This window comes from Propionicimonas sp., from assembly GCF_034927565.1.
In the GTDB taxonomy this organism is placed as follows: Bacteria; Actinomycetota; Actinomycetes; order Propionibacteriales; family Propionibacteriaceae; genus Propionicimonas.
Map to the genome: position 1 here is coordinate 14,477 of NZ_JAYFPT010000002.1, position 15,658 is coordinate 30,134.

General features: G+C 69.5%; 17 protein-coding genes. 8 read left to right on the plus strand and 9 right to left on the minus strand.

Translation table 11 applies throughout. The annotated features are described in order from the left end of the window. Nucleotides 1–33 precede the first annotated feature (33 nt). Genes VB080_RS00395 through VB080_RS00415 form a run of 5 tightly spaced genes read left to right on the plus strand, consistent with a single transcriptional unit; the run spans nt 34 to nt 4,100 of the window. A complete protein-coding gene (locus VB080_RS00395) occupies nt 34–756 on the plus strand; it encodes a DUF4129 domain-containing protein (protein ID WP_323416430.1) in 723 nt (240 codons plus the stop codon). Next, nucleotides 753–1,232, plus strand: a complete 480-nt coding sequence (locus VB080_RS00400) for a hypothetical protein (protein ID WP_323416431.1) — start codon at nt 753–755, stop codon at nt 1,230–1,232. Before VB080_RS00395 ends, VB080_RS00400 begins: the two co-directional genes overlap by 4 nt. Further along, entirely contained in the window at nt 1,229–2,203 is a 975-nt protein-coding gene (locus VB080_RS00405; RefSeq protein WP_323416432.1) for a MoxR family ATPase, read from the plus strand. Before VB080_RS00400 ends, VB080_RS00405 begins: the two co-directional genes overlap by 4 nt. Beyond that, on the plus strand, nt 2,203–3,519 hold the full coding sequence (locus tag VB080_RS00410; RefSeq protein ID WP_323416433.1) for a DUF58 domain-containing protein: 1,317 nt from the start codon (nt 2,203–2,205) through the stop codon (nt 3,517–3,519). The genes VB080_RS00405 and VB080_RS00410 overlap by 1 nt, the downstream gene beginning before the upstream one ends. After that, a complete protein-coding gene (locus tag VB080_RS00415; protein WP_323416434.1) occupies nt 3,516–4,100 on the plus strand; it encodes a hypothetical protein in 585 nt (194 codons plus the stop codon). Before VB080_RS00410 ends, VB080_RS00415 begins: the two co-directional genes overlap by 4 nt. A 58-nt stretch (nt 4,101–4,158) precedes the next feature. On the opposite strand, the gene VB080_RS00420 is transcribed toward VB080_RS00415, so the two are convergent. The 7 genes from VB080_RS00420 to VB080_RS00450 all read right to left on the minus strand — a co-directional run bounded on the left by VB080_RS00420 (nt 4,159) and on the right by VB080_RS00450 (nt 9,232). Beyond that, a complete protein-coding gene (locus VB080_RS00420; RefSeq protein WP_323416435.1) occupies nt 4,159–4,524 on the minus strand; it encodes a hypothetical protein in 366 nt (121 codons plus the stop codon). Further along, nucleotides 4,496–5,014, minus strand: coding sequence for a matrixin family metalloprotease (locus VB080_RS00425; RefSeq protein ID WP_323416436.1), 519 nt, complete (start codon nt 5,012–5,014; stop codon nt 4,496–4,498). Before VB080_RS00425 ends, VB080_RS00420 begins: the two co-directional genes overlap by 29 nt. Nucleotides 5,015–5,672: 658 nt before the next feature. Then, nucleotides 5,673–6,767, minus strand: coding sequence for an FtsX-like permease family protein (locus VB080_RS00430; RefSeq protein WP_323416437.1), 1,095 nt, complete (start codon nt 6,765–6,767; stop codon nt 5,673–5,675). Continuing rightward, the gene (locus tag VB080_RS00435; protein WP_323416438.1) at nt 6,764–7,414 is read right to left on the minus strand and encodes an ABC transporter ATP-binding protein; all 651 of its coding nucleotides are present in this window, start codon (nt 7,412–7,414) and stop codon (nt 6,764–6,766) included. The genes VB080_RS00430 and VB080_RS00435 overlap by 4 nt, the downstream gene beginning before the upstream one ends. Then, nucleotides 7,411–8,505, minus strand: a complete 1,095-nt coding sequence (locus VB080_RS00440; protein ID WP_323416439.1) for a peptidoglycan-binding domain-containing protein — start codon at nt 8,503–8,505, stop codon at nt 7,411–7,413. The genes VB080_RS00435 and VB080_RS00440 overlap by 4 nt, the downstream gene beginning before the upstream one ends. A 38-nt stretch (nt 8,506–8,543) precedes the next feature. Next, nucleotides 8,544–9,038, minus strand: coding sequence for a hypothetical protein (locus VB080_RS00445; protein ID WP_323416440.1), 495 nt, complete (start codon nt 9,036–9,038; stop codon nt 8,544–8,546). Further along, entirely contained in the window at nt 9,035–9,232 is a 198-nt protein-coding gene (locus VB080_RS00450; protein WP_323416441.1) for a hypothetical protein, read from the minus strand. Before VB080_RS00450 ends, VB080_RS00445 begins: the two co-directional genes overlap by 4 nt. Before the next feature lie 470 nt (nt 9,233–9,702). Here VB080_RS00450 and VB080_RS00455 point away from each other — a divergent pair, with 470 nt between their 5' ends. The 3 genes from VB080_RS00455 to VB080_RS00465 all read left to right on the plus strand — a co-directional run bounded on the left by VB080_RS00455 (nt 9,703) and on the right by VB080_RS00465 (nt 12,352). Beyond that, a complete protein-coding gene (locus VB080_RS00455) occupies nt 9,703–10,704 on the plus strand; it encodes a hypothetical protein (protein WP_323416442.1) in 1,002 nt (333 codons plus the stop codon). Between the two features lie 82 nt (nt 10,705–10,786). Continuing rightward, nucleotides 10,787–11,404, plus strand: coding sequence for a hypothetical protein (locus tag VB080_RS00460; protein ID WP_323416443.1), 618 nt, complete (start codon nt 10,787–10,789; stop codon nt 11,402–11,404). 237 nt (nt 11,405–11,641) lie between these two features. Next, nucleotides 11,642–12,352 (plus strand): nucleotidyltransferase domain-containing protein, encoded by a 711-nt coding sequence (locus tag VB080_RS00465; RefSeq protein ID WP_323416444.1) that lies wholly within the window; start codon nt 11,642–11,644, stop codon nt 12,350–12,352. Here the strand turns inward: VB080_RS00465 and VB080_RS00470 are convergent. Both VB080_RS00470 and VB080_RS00475 read right to left on the minus strand, forming a co-directional pair. Further along, complete coding sequence (locus VB080_RS00470) at nt 12,306–14,540, minus strand: TIM-barrel domain-containing protein (RefSeq protein ID WP_323416445.1); 2,235 nt, start codon at nt 14,538–14,540, stop codon at nt 12,306–12,308. The genes VB080_RS00465 and VB080_RS00470 overlap by 47 nt on opposite strands. Continuing rightward, nucleotides 14,537–15,652, minus strand: a complete 1,116-nt coding sequence (locus VB080_RS00475; RefSeq protein ID WP_323416446.1) for a glycoside hydrolase family 15 protein — start codon at nt 15,650–15,652, stop codon at nt 14,537–14,539. Before VB080_RS00475 ends, VB080_RS00470 begins: the two co-directional genes overlap by 4 nt. Between the last annotated feature and the right edge of the window lie 6 nt (nt 15,653–15,658).

Consider the following 15,658-nt stretch of genomic DNA (forward strand, 5'->3'; position numbering starts at 1 on the left):
GACCTTCCGCGACGCGTGGGCAACAATGGCTGGGTGAGCCCGCGGATGATCCGAGGCGGCGTGGTGGCCGCGATCATCCTGGTCGTGCTCGGAGCGGCCTTCGCCACCCCCTGGGTGGTCACCCTCACGATCCCGAGGTTCGGGCCGGACGAGCCGCCCGAGCCGATGATCCCGCCGATGACCCTGCCTCCCCAGGAGCCGGACCGGTCCGACCTCGCCTCCAGCGAGACCCTGGAGCGGATCCTGCTTGTCCTGCTCGCTGTCCTGGCCGTGGCGATCGTCGGCTTCGCCGTGGCACGGCTGGTGCTGCGGCTGCGCGGCGCCTGGCGTCTCCGGGACGAACCGGTCGCGGACGACCAGCTGGACGGTGCGCTACGAGACGAGGTGGCCGCCGTCGACCTTGCCTCCCTCGCGACAGCTGTCGCCCGCGCCGAGGCGCACCTGGCCGGGCTGGCCGAGCCAGCCGACGCGGTCACCGCCGCCTGGGTGGCGCTCGAGGAGGAGGCGGCGCTCCAAGGCACCTCCCGCGACCCCGCCCAGACCGCCACCGAGTTCACCACCGTCCTGCTCCAGCGCAGCCCGGCGCCGGTCGATGCCGTCCTCCTGCTGCGCAGGCTCTACCAGAAGGCCCGGTTCACCACCCATCCGATCACCCCCGCGGACGTGGTACTCGCCCGGGAGTCGCTGGCCCGGATCGCCGCCGCCCTCGACGCCGCGGCGCCGGCCGGGCAACCCCATCCGGAGGGGCTGTCGTGACGGCATCGGTCCGCAGCCGGGTGATCGGGGTGGTGGTGGTCGGGCTGCTCTGCGCCGTGCTCGGGTTCGGTGGCGTCCTCGACCCGGTCCACGCCGGGTTGCTCGGCTGCCTGATCCTCGCCACCCTCGGTCTGCGGCGCGGGCACACCGAACTGCCCGCGGCGGAGTGGCCGTCCCGCCGATTCCCCAGCCGTGCCGGCGGCCGCAACCAGGTCAGCGACCTCGCCTGGCAGGCCTTCGAGACCGACCGGCGGTTGCGCCGTCCGGTGGTCGAGCGGGTTCGCAGCCTGGCGACCGCACGGCTACGACTGCTCGGTGTGGACGCCGACGACCCCACGCAGTGGCCCGAGGTGGAGCGGCTCCTCGGCCCGCGCGTCGCTGCCGGCCTGTTCTCCGACCAGCGACCCACCGCCCGCACCCTGCAGCTCTGGCTGGACGCGATCGACCGGCTGAACCCTGAAAGGACTCCCGCATGACCGACGCCACCCTGGCAGTCACCGAGGTCGCACGACTTGGCGGCGCGGTGCTCGACGAGGTCGAGACCGCTGTCGTCGGCATGCGCGGCACCCTCCAGCTTGCTCTCGCCACCGTCCTGGCGGGCGGCCACGTCCTGTTCGAGGACGTGCCCGGCACCGGCAAGACGCTTGCCGCCCGCAGCCTTGCCACCGCCCTCGGCCTGAGCTTCGCCCGACTGCAGTGCACCCCGGACCTGTTGCCCAGCGACATCACCGGCTCCAGCGTGTGGGATCCGCAGCGCGGTGACTTCGTCTTCCGGCCCGGCCCGGTGTTCACCGGGCTGTTCCTGGCCGACGAGATCAACCGCACCGCACCGAAGACCCAGTCGGCGCTGCTGGAGGCGATGGCCGAGCGGCAGGTGACCATCGAGGGTGCCAGCCGTCCGCTCACCCTGCCGTTTCATGTCGTGGCCACCTCCAATCCGGTGGAGTACGAGGGCACCTACCCACTGCCGGAGGCCCAGCTCGACCGGTTCATGGTGCGCCTCGCCGTCGGCTATCCGAGCCGGGACGGCGAGCGTGAGGTGCTCACCCGCCGGATCGCCCGGCAGCAGGAGGCCGCCCCGGTGCGGCAGGTGATCGACGCCGCCACCGTGCTGGCCATGCAGGCCGGCGTCGAGGCCCTGCCGGTCGACCCGGACGTGGTCGCCTACTGCGTCGACCTCGCCACGGCGACCCGCCGCCACCCCGCCCTCGAGGTCGGCGCCTCGCCCCGCGGTTCGCAGAACCTGGTGCTGCTCGGACGGGCGGTCGCAGTGCTGGACGGCCGCGACTACGTCCTGCCCGAGGACATCAAGCGGGTCGCGATCCCGGTGCTCGCCCACCGGCTCACCCTCACCGCCACCGCCTGGGCCTCCGGACAGCGCCCCGAGGCCGTGGTCACCGAGTTGCTCGCCTCGGTGGCTGGGCCGGCGACGGTGCGGCAGGGCTGATGACGCCGCGCCCATCCGGGATGCGGGGCCGGCTGCCGGTGCCGCAGACCTGGCGGCCGGTGGGCCTGGATGCCGCGGCGATCGCCGGCGTGGTTCTGTTCGGGATCGCGCTGGCCTCCGGCCGTCCGGACGTAGCCCTGCTCGGGGTGCCCGCACTGCTCGCGGCCGTGTTCAGCCGGACGAGGCCACCGTCCGAGCCACTGTCGGTTGCCGAGGAGCCGTCCGTGCCCGAGGCTGCCGGGAGCATCGAATCGACGATCCGGGTCACCGGCGGCGAGATCGCCCTGGTCCGTGCGGCGGCGGCCGGGCACCGGCAGGTCTCGTTCGTGGCAGCCGTGCCGGCTGGCGGTGAGCGGCGGCTGCGGCTACGCCTGGCCTCGGTGCGCACCGGCCTGCAGGAGACCGCGATCGCCGATGTCCGCGGCCACGACGGGATCTGGGAGAACGACCTGCGCTCGGTCGGGGGCAGTGGCCGGCTGGTGCTGCCGTCCTCGCTGCGGCTGGGGCGCGTCCCGGTACCGCGCCGGCTGCGCGGCCTGACCGGCCTGCGACCGTCGCGGAGGTTCGGGGACGGCAGCGAACTGCGCGACGTCCACCCGTTCGCCCCGGGCGACCGGCTCAAGCGGATCGACTGGCGCACCACCGCCCGCCGCTCGCCGAACCTCGACACCCTCTACGTGCGCCGCAGTTTCGCCGACGCCGAGGCGGTGGTCATGCTGGTGGTCGACTCCCGCGACGACGTCGGCCCGGAGGTGCGCAGTTGGCGCGGTTTCAGCGAGCAGCGGGTGGACGAACCCACCTCGCTCGACCTCGCCCGGCACGCCGCCGCGAGCGTGGCCCGCGCCCTGGTCGAGACCGGCGACCGGGTCGGTCTGGTGGATCTCGGTCTGGATGCCCGGCCGCTGCCGCCCGCCTCCGGGCGCCGGCACCTGCGCCGGGTGCTGCACGGCCTGGCGCTGGCCCGTCCGGTGGGCCAGCCACATCCCACCGTCCGGCCTCCCCAACTGCCGGCGGATGCGCTGGTGTACCTGTTCAGCACGGTGCTCGACCAGGCGGCCGTGCAGTTGACCCGCACCTGGCGCAGCCTCGGTCATCCGGTGATCTTGATCGACACCCTGCCCGATGTCCGGCCGGTCACCGAGCCACACCTGGCGCTGGCCTGGCGGGTGGTCCGGATGGAACGGCAGGTGCGGCTGGACGAACTGACCCGGGAAGGCGTCCCGATCGTCCGCTGGGCAGGTCCGGCCCGGTCGGACGCAGCGGCGAAGCTCGACGCGCTCGCCCGGGCGGCAGCGCGACAGCGGGACTGGCGATGACCAGCTGGCTACGGATGTTGGTCGCGGAACTTCCGCTGCTGCGCGACCTCCCCGACCTCGGCGGCCGGCCGCTGCCACGGGTGGAGGCCGACCTCAGGCCGGCGGTGCCGGGCTGGCTGCTGCGCCTCGCCTTGGTGCTGACGACCTCGGTGCTGGTCGGGTTGGCGACGCAGCGCGCGGGCATGGTCAGCGGTCTGGCGTGGACGCTGGTCGGGATCGCCGCGGTGGCGACCGTGATCGTGCCAACGGGGACGGTGGCGCACCTCGCCGTGGTGGCCAGCGGGCTGTTCGTGGCAGTGGGTGGGCACGGCCCGTTCGACCCGGCGCTGTTCGCGCTGATCCCGCTCGCCTACGCCGCCGTCCGGCTGGCCTGGTGGACACAGCGGGTGGGCTTCACCACCCGGGTGGAGCTGGCCGCGCTCATCCGCGGTCTCCCGCGAGGGCTGGCGCTGGTCGGCGGGACGGCCGGCTTCGGCGCGCTCATCCTGATCGCGACCGGCCACCCCAGTCCGGTGGCCGTGATCGCCGGCGGGCTGGCCCTGGTGGTACTCGCCTGGCTGCTGTTCGTGAGGTCGGAGTAGGCCACCGCAGCAAGAGGCCAGCACCTGTTTGTCGGGAGCAGGCGTAGCGCCGTGTGGGTCAGCGATCCTCGAACAGCCGGGCGGTTCCTTCGCCTTGGCCGTCGACGGTGAACTGGACAGTCCCCGTCACGGGAGGTGCCACATCGAACTTCTGGACCGCTTTGGACTCGCAGGCCATGGTGAACTTCTGAATGGTCTTCTGATCGATGAGGACCGCCACCTGGAGGTCACCGCCGTTCGCGCACTCGACTTCAAGTCGATAGGAGCCAGAGAGCGTCACGGACGTGGATTCGGTGCCTCTGTAGTCGCTGCCGAAGGTGAGTTCGGCGACCGGCCCAGTCGCTGCACAGCCACTGAACGCCACGGCGACTACAGGCACCAGCAGGAGACCGAACCTAGTAAAGAGTTGCGATACCAACGCCATCACCCATCCTCTTCTCGCGCCTGTTCTCCCCCGCGCTGAAGTACGGGTACATGACTTGCTTGGGCGTGGTCGTTTCGTGAGCCAGTCCGACAGCATGACCGAGCTCGTGCGTCATGAGCGACGCCAGATCGACCTTTGGTGAGGTCGGGGTGCCAGATCCGGCGTACCAGTTCGTGCTCTTGCTGAACCCGATGTCAGCCTCGGTGGTCTTGCCGCTCGTGCTCCACCAGTACGTCATGGCGAACGTGCCCGTTGCCAAGCTCTGCCAGCCGATCGTGTTGATGTTGTCCTTCTTCTGGACTGCAGCGGTGGTCGTGCCCGACTGACCGACTGTGAGGTCGTTCGCGGGCATTGGCTCAGCCGCCGTCTTCAGCGCCGACTGGAAGCCAGCGAGCTGGCTCGCCAGCTCCTTGGCGGCCTGGGCTTCGCCCACTGGAGCGGACCCATCGACGCTCACGGCTACGCCGCCGGACTTGCCGTGATAGAGCACAACCGACAGGGGCAGCGTGGGATCGGCATATGAGCAGGCGGATCTTGGGTGGCGACATGTTCATCACTCCTTCGTGATCCGGATCGTCGCCCTGTTGGGGGTGATCCTCACCGCATCGTTGCGGCTGATCCAAACTCTAGATTCCGTCTGCAGTCGCCGCTGCGAAACCCTCAAGAGCATCCGCAAAGGTCGAGGTGGGCCGGTGGCGAATCCAGCAGAATCGTCCCTCGGGACACCCTGTAGTAGCCGACCATCGGTCGCGACTCCCGAGGCCTGCGACGCGTTCTCTGAGGCGAAAACCCATTGCGTGACTCCGGCCACTTCAGTGAGTCATCGAAATCCGCCGTTCCAGACGGCTTGGCGATTCGTGGTGAGCCTGGCGATTCGTGGTGAAGACGTGTTAGCTAGACGCTGGACCAGAGGTCGATGAGTGGCTGCGCCCAGGGTCTCCTTGGACTTCTTCTGGTCGCCGAGGTCCTAGCGCTGACGTCTCCGCTGGTCCGAAACTGGCGATCAAGACCTGATGCGCGGAATCACGCAGCCAGATCAGCGTTCAGCGTCGTGGTGACGCTGAACCCCTGAGCCAACTGCTGCGCTACTCCGAGCAGTGGTGAGTGCCTTAGGTGACGGAACAGCCGTGCAGCCCCCAAGCAGGCCCTCAGGGCACGCGAAGTTCGCGGATGGGTTCGCGGTGGCTGGCGATGGTGGCGGGGATGGTGGCGGAGATGACGGTTGTGGTGAGGGTGAGGATCGCGAGCGCGGTGGTGAATCTGGCGCCGGGTAGCGGGTCACCGGTGGCGACGAGGACGGTGGTGGAGAACAGGAGCCCGAGGGTGATGCCGGCCAGGGCGAGGAGGGTGGTCTGGGTGAGGAGCAGGGCGATGATGAGGGTGCGGGTGGCGCCGAGTGCGCGGCGGCGGCCGAAGTCTTTGCGGCGCATCATGACCAGCCCGTAGAGCAGGATGCCGGTGAGGAGACCGGTGACCGCGAGCAGCGCGAGGACGAGGCTTTGACTGAAGAAGCCGAGTTGACCCTGGATGAGGCCGCGGAGGGCGGCGAGGGCTTCGCTGGTCTGCAGCGTGACTTTGGCGGAGTCGTCGGCGGCGAGCACCGACAGCACCGCGTCGCTCACGGGGGTGACGTGTTCGGGGGTGTCGGCGATGACGATGATGATGTTGACGGTCTCATTCCCGGTGGCATCGGGCTGGGGGATGAACACGGCGGGTTCGAACCCGGTCAGGTAGTCGGGCAGATCGAGGCGGCCCGCGATGCCGTAGGAGGCGCCGGTGGTGAGGGTGATGCCGCCGGCACTGTCGGGCAGGCCCAACTGGGCCAGCGCGGTGTCGGAGGCCCAGGCGAGTTGTCCGGGCAGGGGGCTGGTGGTGGGGATGCCGAGGCGTTCGAGGTGGGTGCCGTAGGCGTAGCGGACGGGCACGCGGGTGCCGGTGGGGACGGCGCTGTTGGTGGCGTCGATCGCGGTGGAGAACGCGCCGGCCCATTCGATGCCGGTGATGCTGGCCGTCCGGTCGAGAACACTGGAGGTGATGCCGGCACCGTTCTCGGCGCGAATGGTAATGGAGCGGGTGCCAGCGTCGTCGATGGTGGAGAGCACCTGTTGCAGGGCGCCGACGGTGCGTCCGGTGGTGAGCATGACGGCGAAGGTCATGCCCGCGACCATCAGGATCGTCACGATCGACGCGACCGGCTGCGCGCGGGCGGAGGCGGCGGCTTCGCGGACGATGGCGCGGATCACAGCCGGATCTCCCGGTCGCAGGCGGCCGCGACATCGGGAGCGTGGGTGACGATGATCACCGCTGCCCCGGTGGCGGCGTGGTCTTTCAGCGCAGCCACGACCAGGTCGGCGGTCGTGGGGTCGAGATTGCCGGTGGGTTCGTCGGCGAGCAGGATGGCGGGGTCGTTCAGCAGTGCCCGGCACAGCGAGATGCGTTGCGCCTGACCGCCGGACACCTGTCCGGGGGTGCGGTGAGGTGGCACGTCGACCTCGAACCGGTCAAGCAACTGAAGGGCTCGGCGCTGGGCGTGACGGCGGGGTTCGTCCCGGTACAGGGCAGTTTCGGTGACGTTGTCGAGCACGGTGCGGGTGGCGTCGAGGGCTGCGTCCTGGAACACGAACCCGAACCGGCCCGCGCGCAGCCTAGCTCGGCCCGCGTCCCGCATTCGGCAGGTGGAGGCGCCTTCGATCAGGATGTCCCCACCATCGGGGTGCAGCATGAGTCCGAGCAGGTACAGCAGGGTCGATTTCCCGCGTCCGGAGGGCCCTGTCAGCGCGGTCGTCGACCCCGCGGGGAAGGTCGCGGACCAGCCGTCGAGGATGGGGCGTGACCGGTCGTACCGGAACGACACCTCTCGCGCTTCCAGGCAGGGCGGCTCGCCGGTCATCTCTTGCCTGAACCAGTGGCGGGTACGCGCACCCGGGTGCCGGCGTCCACGCCGCTGACGATCGACATACCCTTCGCCGAGGTACCCACCGTCACCGGCAGCCGAGTTCCGTCCTCGCCGATCACGGCGACCTGACCATCCGCGCCGGTCACCAGGGCCGCGGACGGCACGACCAGGCCCCGCTCGGGTTCGACGGTGATGATCGTGGCGGCCAGCGACACCTGACCGGTCACCGGGATCTGCCCGCAGCCGTCGCCGCAGATCGTCGCACCATCCGACCCAGTGACGGTCACGGTGATCGCGCCGTTCTGATCGGTTGACTGGTCACCGGCATGCCCTTCCCAGGTGTTGCCCTCGGGGGAGCTGATCTGCACCCGGACGCCCGCAGTGAGCAGGCCCGCTTGCTGTTCGGTCACCGGAATCCGGAACACCGGCGAAGCGGACAGCCCGTTCACCGCGTCCTCACCCCCGGCCAGGGTCGCACCCCGGTGCACGACCTCCGCCACCAGAGAGACCCGGGTCGGCAAGGTGGGCACGAACACCACGTCCCCGGCGCTCACCACGCCGGAGCGTTCCACCCCAAGATGCTTCTGCCACGCCTTGATCGCCGCGACCGTGGACGGCCGGGCCGTGCCGTCGGCGGCACCCCGGCCGAGGTAGCCGAGGTCGATCAGCATCCGCTGCAGCTGTGCCACATCCGCGCCCTTGGTGTTCTCGCCGATGTCCCGGAAGGCAGGAACCTTCCCTTGGGCGACCACCACCGGGCGCAGCCCGACCTCATAGAGTTTCTGGCCCTGCTTCACCTCGTCCCCGGGCGAGACTGCCACGCCGGTGACCACACCGGCGGCCCGATTCGAGCCGACCGGCACAGACGACCACTCCGCGACCGTGGTCACGTTCATCGACGCCTTCACCTCACCCGGGGCAACCTCGACGAACGTGTACGACACCGCCTCCAACGGATCCTGGGCTGGCGTCAGCACCGAAAGCGCCGCCCACACCGTCCCCGCACCCAGACCGAACACCACGACCGCACCTGCCACCAACCACGGCCACCGCCGCCGACGCGGCTCCACGGGATCTGTACGCACAGCGGTCATCCTCGACCGTCAGTTCTGCAGGCGAAGCGTCACGGCTGCGGACAGGCTTTCTGAATCCGATCCCACTCCTCGGGGGAGACGTCCGGGAGATCCATGAACGGACTCCACGGGGCTTCGCCCGCACGATAGCTGTCCACCCACACCTGAACACTCGGCGGATCGGACGTCTCATATCCCAGATCCCGCAAACACGCGGCCGAATCAACCAACGCCGCATACTGCGCACGAAGATCATCATCGGTCGGGGCTTCCGACCCCGGCTGAAAACCGGCCGCATCCTCACACGCGGCAACATCGCGATCGAACGATTCGCGTTGCGAAAACCTCAGGCTATCCGACTGGATACTTTGACCATCGGCACCGACCACCACATCGGTCCACCCCTTGTCCACCAGACACGAGGCAACCCGCTCTGTCCACGCCTGGATCGACGTTGCCGTCGGCTCCGGAGGTTTCTCGCCGCTGGAGCACCCAGCCAGAACCCCAACCATCACGAGCAGTGCGACGACCCCAGCAGATTTCACGGAGTTCCGGTGATGCACGTCGCGTAGGTTCCGGAATCGCTCAGCGACCCGGTGGTCTCGACGAACCAGAAGCCTCCGCCGCCGACCGTTGCGCTGCGCTCTGTCTTCTTCCACTGCGACCCGTTGTAGAATTTCCCATAGCTCGCCCCGGGCGGGGAATGCTCGGTGGTCCCCGTCGAGTAGCCGTGGCTCACGCCAGTCTGGTTGCGGGTGCAGTTCTTTGTGCCCGATTCCGAGACCGCAGCAAACGCGACCGGAGCTGAGGCAGCAAGCCCGGTTACGCACACGAAAGCAACGATTGCTGCTTGACCCTCTTGTTCATACCAGCCCTTTCCCTTTGTGAGCTCCCCCACCCAGAGCGATATGAGTCACCTTCAAGCGGACTCTAGTGCCGACACTGGGGACCGTCAATAGCGTCCCGAGGCGCAACTGTCAAGCCCTAGACAGACGCTCCTTCACGGCCGCTACGGCTCGACCTGACAGCCGGGCGGTGGCAGGTCAGCGGTGTGGAACGGGCGCTTTGATCGGCGACACCCCTTCCCTATTTCATCAGGTTGAGAGATAATCTGGTCAACCTCGACACGTACGGCAGCACAGTAGTTCGGATCGTCGGGTGCGGGCGGTGCGTCACGCGGTGTTGGCAGGACCGATTAGGAAGCTCGCAATGAACAGGGGCTGGAAGCGGACCGCGCTGGTGGTCTGCGCACTGGTGGGCGGAAGCCTCACCTCGGTGTCCACGGCGACGCCGGCGTCGGCGGCCACGACGATCGATGCCGACGCCGCGCAGATCATCACACAATCGGGACGGATCGTCGACTTCTACACCGAGTTGGGAATCACCGCGGCCGACTTCCCCGTCGTCTCGGCCGATGACGCCCTCGTACTCCAGGACGTCATCGACATCGTGACCGAGACGACGCCGAGCTCACGACTCCTGCCCACCGCCCTGCCCGCCTCCCGGCCGACCGACTGTACCGACACCGGCGCGCTGGTCGCCTACGCGCGGGAGGTTGCCGCGATGAACAACGCCCGAGACCCGAAGGCCGGCGGACTCGACGCCGAGACCGTGTACATGTACATGTCGCACTTCTTCGACCTGCCCAGCATGTGCGGCAACCCCGCCGCCTACTACCCGGACTGGATCACCAACTCCGACCGCACGGCCTACAACAACTACCTGTCCGTCAGCAACAAATCCCAACTGACCACGTCGGTCGGGTCCATGATCACCAGCGCGATCACCCTGGCGGACAACCCGGTTCCCGCGGTCAAGAACTTCATCAACGGAGGCGGCCCTGAGAAGCTGGCCGGCGGGCTCAACCTGTTCAACCGGCTCCTCGCTGGGGACACGCTCAGGCAGGAGTTCCCCACAGTGGTGGCCCTGCTGGACGCGGACAAGACCCCCCAAGAGATCGTGGATCAACTACGGGCGAACCTGTCATCCACCTGGACTGACTCCAACACGCTCAACGCAATCGTTGGCACGACGGCCGCACTGATGCTGCCGACCGTCGGCGCGACGGTGTTCGCGCTCGGCACTGTCGCAGTGTCGATGCAGCTCACCGGCATCAACACCCTGATGCAGGTGGCCGCGTACAACGCCCTCCGCTACACGACCAGCTCGCGTGCAGCGAGCCGCCTCATGCGATCGATGGGAATGTTGTAGTTCACAAGCGGGCGCCGGGGACAAACTTCCCGGCGCCACACCAACCGAAAGGGCCGGGTGCGATGCGCGCAGGGAAGGCTGCATGAGCGAACTACCCCCGAACGAGCCGCTGGCCCGCGCCGCCTGGATGCAGCGAAGACGGGTCACCGAGATCCATGCGGCACTGGGCGTGGTCGGCGTGCTCGCAGCCCTGATCGGGGCGGGGGCAATCCTCTGGGTGTCCTCCTCAGCGGGCCTTTACTACGCCCAACAGATCGCCCGGGGATGGATCGCGACCTTCGACTACTGGAACGGTGTGTTCGTCTTCATGTGGTCGGGGGTGCTCATCAGCTTCGGAGCCCATGACGGGCAGTACTACCATTACCGGCTGCGGGTACGGGTCCGCCGAACCGGCTACTCCGATGCCGCCGTCATGGCCGGCTTCCCGCTCGCCGGCGTGCTCTGGGCTGAGCTCGCCCTGCGCCGGGTGCTCACCGCGCGCGCCATCGATCCGGACTACCTGCGCCGCCTCCCGTGGGGCACACCACCCGAGGCGCTCCAAGCCGGCGTCGGCACGGTGATGACCGTGTACTACGCAACGCTCGGCATCGTCCTGATCCTCTACTTCATCGGACTGCGCTACAACCCGGTCGACCTCGACGCCTACGGCCACGCCGCAGTCCGGATCGCCACGTTCGGACGCTACTCCAAACGGTTCTAGACAGACCCGGCCTCACCGGACCGTCCAACAGACTGGCACCACGGCAGCCAGCAGCCCCGGGCCAGACCTCGCTGCCACGCCCCCGATTGACCCACTCCAGCGGCGCAACAACTGGACCTTCGAGGGGCAGCATCGGGCACAGCTGGCCGACTAGGCTCATTTCATGTGCGGCCGCTACGTGACGACCCGCTCCAACGGGGAGCTGCTCGACACCTTCGACATCCGCAACTTGGTCATATGCGATTCGATCTCGCCTTTGGTGGACTGCTGCCGGGAGTACAGGGGGGCGTGCTTGCCGCACTCCTGCGAACCGGCACACCGCTGACCGGACGACAAGTACATGCGCTTGTCCGCGACGATTTCAGCTTGTGGTCGGTCCAACAGGCTCTTGCCGCCCTGCGCAAGCTGGGCCTGGTCGACGCCCAGCCCGTCGGGCGCGCGATGATCCACGCGATCAATGAGGAGCACCACGCGATCCAGCCGCTTCGCGTGCTCCTCGATCCCCTGGCCGCGCTCAAGGAGACAGTTCGGGTCACTGTCGGCCCAGATGTCGCTACCGTCATCCTGTTCGGCTCAGTCGCCCGTGGCGAGGTAAGGGCGGACAGCGATATCGACCTGGCCGTCCTGACCACCCGACCCTGGACGGGCAGAACCGACCTCGAGGACGCCGTGCACACCCGGCTAGGAAATACCTGCGACGTCCTGGCCTTCACCTCGGAGGAGTTCAGCCGACTGGTCGGCAACGGCGAAGAGCCCGTGGTCGGCGAGATCCTTGCCGACGGGATCGCGCTCCTCGGCACCCTCCCCCCAGCCGCCCGGGATCGGCCTGATGGTCCGGCGCGCCCGGGCCATGGTCGAACTCGCCGTCCGGGTCGTCCGTCTTCACCAGTGACGGGACCGATCAGCCGCCGAACACCCCTCGCAGGTCAGCCCATCGGTCCCGCGTGACGAAGGCCGGCACCCGGTTGCGGGCGGTCCGGGTCTCGACCACCTGCCTGCCGGCGTGAGGCGTACCCGTCCAGGCGTCCACCCACTGCCCTTCCGGCAGGTACACCGGCCAGCTCTCGACGCCCGGCTCGACCACCGGCGCGACCAGGAGGGCGTCGCCCAGGGTCCACTGCAGCGGGTGCCGCCAGACAGCCGGGTCGTCGGAGTGGTCGAAGTAGAGCGGACGCATCAGTGGACGGCTGGTCGACAGGGTCGCCCGGCACTGCTCGGCCAGGTAGGGCAGCAGGCGCTCGCGCAGCTTGACCAACTCACGCACCTCGTCGATCACGGCCGGTTCGCCGGTCAGTTCGGCGATGTTCCACGGCGTCCGGTCGCGGCGGGGCAGCCGGTGGTGGTTGAACTCGGAGTGGTACTGCATGATCGGGACGAACACGCTGGCCGCCATCGCCCGCAGGTACAGCTCGGCGTCGGGGGTGGGGCCGGAGAAGCCGGCGATATCCCAACCCCAGTAGACGATGCCGCTGGCGGCGGCCGACAGTCCTGCGAACATCGACCAGCGGAAGGCCTCCCAGGTGGAGTTCTCGTCACCGGCCCAGTACGCACCGTGGGCCTGCGAGCCGGTGAACCCGGCCCGGCTGAAGGTAACCGGTGCCTTACCGGCCGACTCCAGCAGCCGGCCGTAGGCGGCCGCATAGGCAACCGGAAAACGGTTGTTGCCCTCGTCACCGCGAGTTCCGTCCAGGTAGACCAGGTCAGCTCCCCAGGCATGCTCGCCGCCGTCGGTCTTGAAGCCGTCGACGCCGACCTCCTCGACCAGGTAGCGGCGCTTCTCCAGCCACCAGTCGGCGGCGCGCTGGTCGGTCAGGTCGGGCATCAGCCCGAGCGGGAACCACCAGCCGCGGTTGCGGTAGGGACGAAGGCTGCCGTCCGGCGCCGGCTCGCGGATCAGCACGCCCTCGCGGACCGCTGCCCGGGCGTCCGCCGCCACCTGCCCGGCGGGGTGCGGCCGCATCTTGATCAGCGGGATCTGCCACAGATGCAGCCGGATGTCCTGCTCGTGAAGCCGATCGGCCATCCCCTTGGGGTCGGGCCAGGCGCCGTCGGCCGGGAAGGTGAAGTCGGCCAGCCGCAGCGGCCCGCCATCCTGGCGCACCCGGTACTGCGCGTCCCGGAAGACGGTGAAGGTGCTCTCGTCGCTCCACGCCTCGATCACCACATTGCCGATCGGGATGTCGTGCTGCCGGTGGAGCGCGACCTGCCGTTCGATCTCGGCCTGGGTGTTCCACTCGTTGCCGCTGGCCCAGAGCCGGAACACCCACGGGGGCAGTTCCTTCGGGCGTCCGACCTCGGCCAGGAAGGCGTCGAGGACGGCGGTCGGGTCGCCGGCGTACAGCGCCAGCGCGAGGATGCCCGGCTGTCCGCTGGGTGCGTCCACCTCGGCCTCGACCACCAGCCGACCGGGGTCGGTGGCACCCAGGTCGAACCAGACCCGGCGGGAGGTGCGGACGTGGAAACCCCAGCCGGCACCGCCGACCACGTGCGCGAACGGCATCGGCAGATAGGTGCGGCGGTGGGCGCCCTGGCTCTTGTACTGCTCGAAGACCACCGAGTCGAGGGTGCTGCCACGATGGTCGAGGGCGTCGTAGCGTTCGCCGAAACCGGCCAGGTGCTCGCCGGCGGCCAGCGGCAGGGCGAAGCGGACGCCGTGCACCCGCTCGCCGTCGTCCAGCACGGTGACGCTGCCCGGATCGACGGCGACCGCGTCACCGTCGATCACCAACAGTTCCTCGGCGGCCGGTCGCCAAGCTGCGGTCCGGACGGTGAACCAGCGGGTGTGTTCAGAGGTACCGCCCGGACGGGTCGCGGTGAACCGGTAGCGCAGCCCGCCCTCCGGTGCGGACGGGAGGTCGACCTGCCAGCCGCCGGCCTGCCGGGCCTGGCGCGCCTGGGCGGAAGCCAGGTGGCCGCCGTCCATCGCCTGGCCGCGGGAGGAACGCAGCACCGGCCCGAGCGGATGGGACTCGGTCTCCCGGCCGTCGAGCGACAACTCCAGGGTCACCCGGTCCACCTCACCGGAGGTACGGACGCCGAACCGCAGTGGCTCGCCCACCACCGGCTGCACCGGCCAGCGCTGCTCGGTGTCGGCGACGTAGGGGTGACCGGAACCGGCCGGACGGTGGCGGATCATGCCTGGGCATCCTCTCCGAGTTCGGCGGCCAGCCGCAGCAGCATGGCATGGCTCCACAGCAGCGGCGTGGCGGGGGTCCCCCACCGGTCGATCCAGTACTGCCGGTAGCCAGGGGCGAGCAGGTGGCCGTCGACCTGCTCGGGCAACAGGCCGTCGTCGGTAGCCGTCCCCGCAGCCCAGCGCAGCAGGTCGCGGGCACCCCCCCGGTCACTCCGGGCGGCCTTGGCCAGGCCGAGGAAGCAGCTCAGCAGCGGCCACCGTCCGCCGCCGAAGAAGGTGTCGGCCCGGAACCGATAGACCCCGCCCTCGACGCAGAGCTGGTCCTCCACGGCGGCGATGGTGCCTCGTGCCAGGTCGGAGTCGGCCGGGATCAGGCCCAGCGGGGCGATCAGCGCGGTCAGGCTGCCGTCGACCGCGTCACTGCCCAGCCACTTGGTCAGGTGACCGTCTGCGGTGCCCTCGCGTTCGATCAGCGCGGTGATCTCGCCGGCGGCCTGCTCTGCCCGGAGGGCGCGCTCGCCGTCCACCAGGCCGTCGATAGCCGCTCGCCGCAGCCCGGCGGCGACGCAGCCGAGGGTGGAGACGTGGACCTGTTCGCTGTGCTCCTCCCACCAGTCGAAGCATGGCCGGGCCCAGGAGCTGAGCAGGTAGTCGACGGTGAGATCGGCGGCGGCCTGCCAGCGGCCGGGATCCAGCCGGTGCCGGCGGGCGTGCTCGGCTGCCGCCCACAGCCAGGTGCCGTAGCCGTCGAGCTGGAAGTCCCACCAGTCATCGGTGCCGAGTTCGCCGTCGGTGGTGAACCGGGCCGGCAGCATCTCCGCGTCCGGCAGCGGGTGGCCCGCCTCCGCCGCAGCAACGGCGGCCCGGATCGTGCCGGCATGGTGTCCCACCACCCGCGCGCACCAGTCGTGGAAGGCGGTCGCGGAGGCAACCTCACCCACGGCGGACACCCCGTCCGCGATGAAGGAGCCGTCCCGGAACCAGCAGTACCCGCGGTAGGCGGAGAAGGTCGGGCTGGCCGGGTAGGCACCGTTGGCCTCCTGCAGGGAGGTGATGATCTCGCGGGACCTGCGTTCAAGCCAGGGCAGGTCGACGCCTCGACTGGTGATCATGAATGC

Coding starts and splice junctions, on each gene's coding strand:
- VB080_RS00410 (WP_323416433.1), top strand. CDS start 2,203: ATGACGCCGCGCCCATCCGGGATGCGGGGCCGGCTGCCGGTGCCGCAG.
- VB080_RS00465 (WP_323416444.1), top strand. CDS start 11,642: ATGCGATTCGATCTCGCCTTTGGTGGACTGCTGCCGGGAGTACAGGGG.
- VB080_RS00435 (WP_323416438.1), bottom strand. CDS start 7,414: ATGACCGGCGAGCCGCCCTGCCTGGAAGCGCGAGAGGTGTCGTTCCGG.
- VB080_RS00470 (WP_323416445.1), bottom strand. CDS start 14,540: ATGATCCGCCACCGTCCGGCCGGTTCCGGTCACCCCTACGTCGCCGAC.
- VB080_RS00460 (WP_323416443.1), top strand. CDS start 10,787: ATGAGCGAACTACCCCCGAACGAGCCGCTGGCCCGCGCCGCCTGGATG.
- VB080_RS00420 (WP_323416435.1), bottom strand. CDS start 4,524: ATGGCGTTGGTATCGCAACTCTTTACTAGGTTCGGTCTCCTGCTGGTG.
- VB080_RS00405 (WP_323416432.1), top strand. CDS start 1,229: ATGACCGACGCCACCCTGGCAGTCACCGAGGTCGCACGACTTGGCGGC.
- VB080_RS00455 (WP_323416442.1), top strand. CDS start 9,703: ATGAACAGGGGCTGGAAGCGGACCGCGCTGGTGGTCTGCGCACTGGTG.
- VB080_RS00475 (WP_323416446.1), bottom strand. CDS start 15,652: ATGATCACCAGTCGAGGCGTCGACCTGCCCTGGCTTGAACGCAGGTCC.
- VB080_RS00415 (WP_323416434.1), top strand. CDS start 3,516: ATGACCAGCTGGCTACGGATGTTGGTCGCGGAACTTCCGCTGCTGCGC.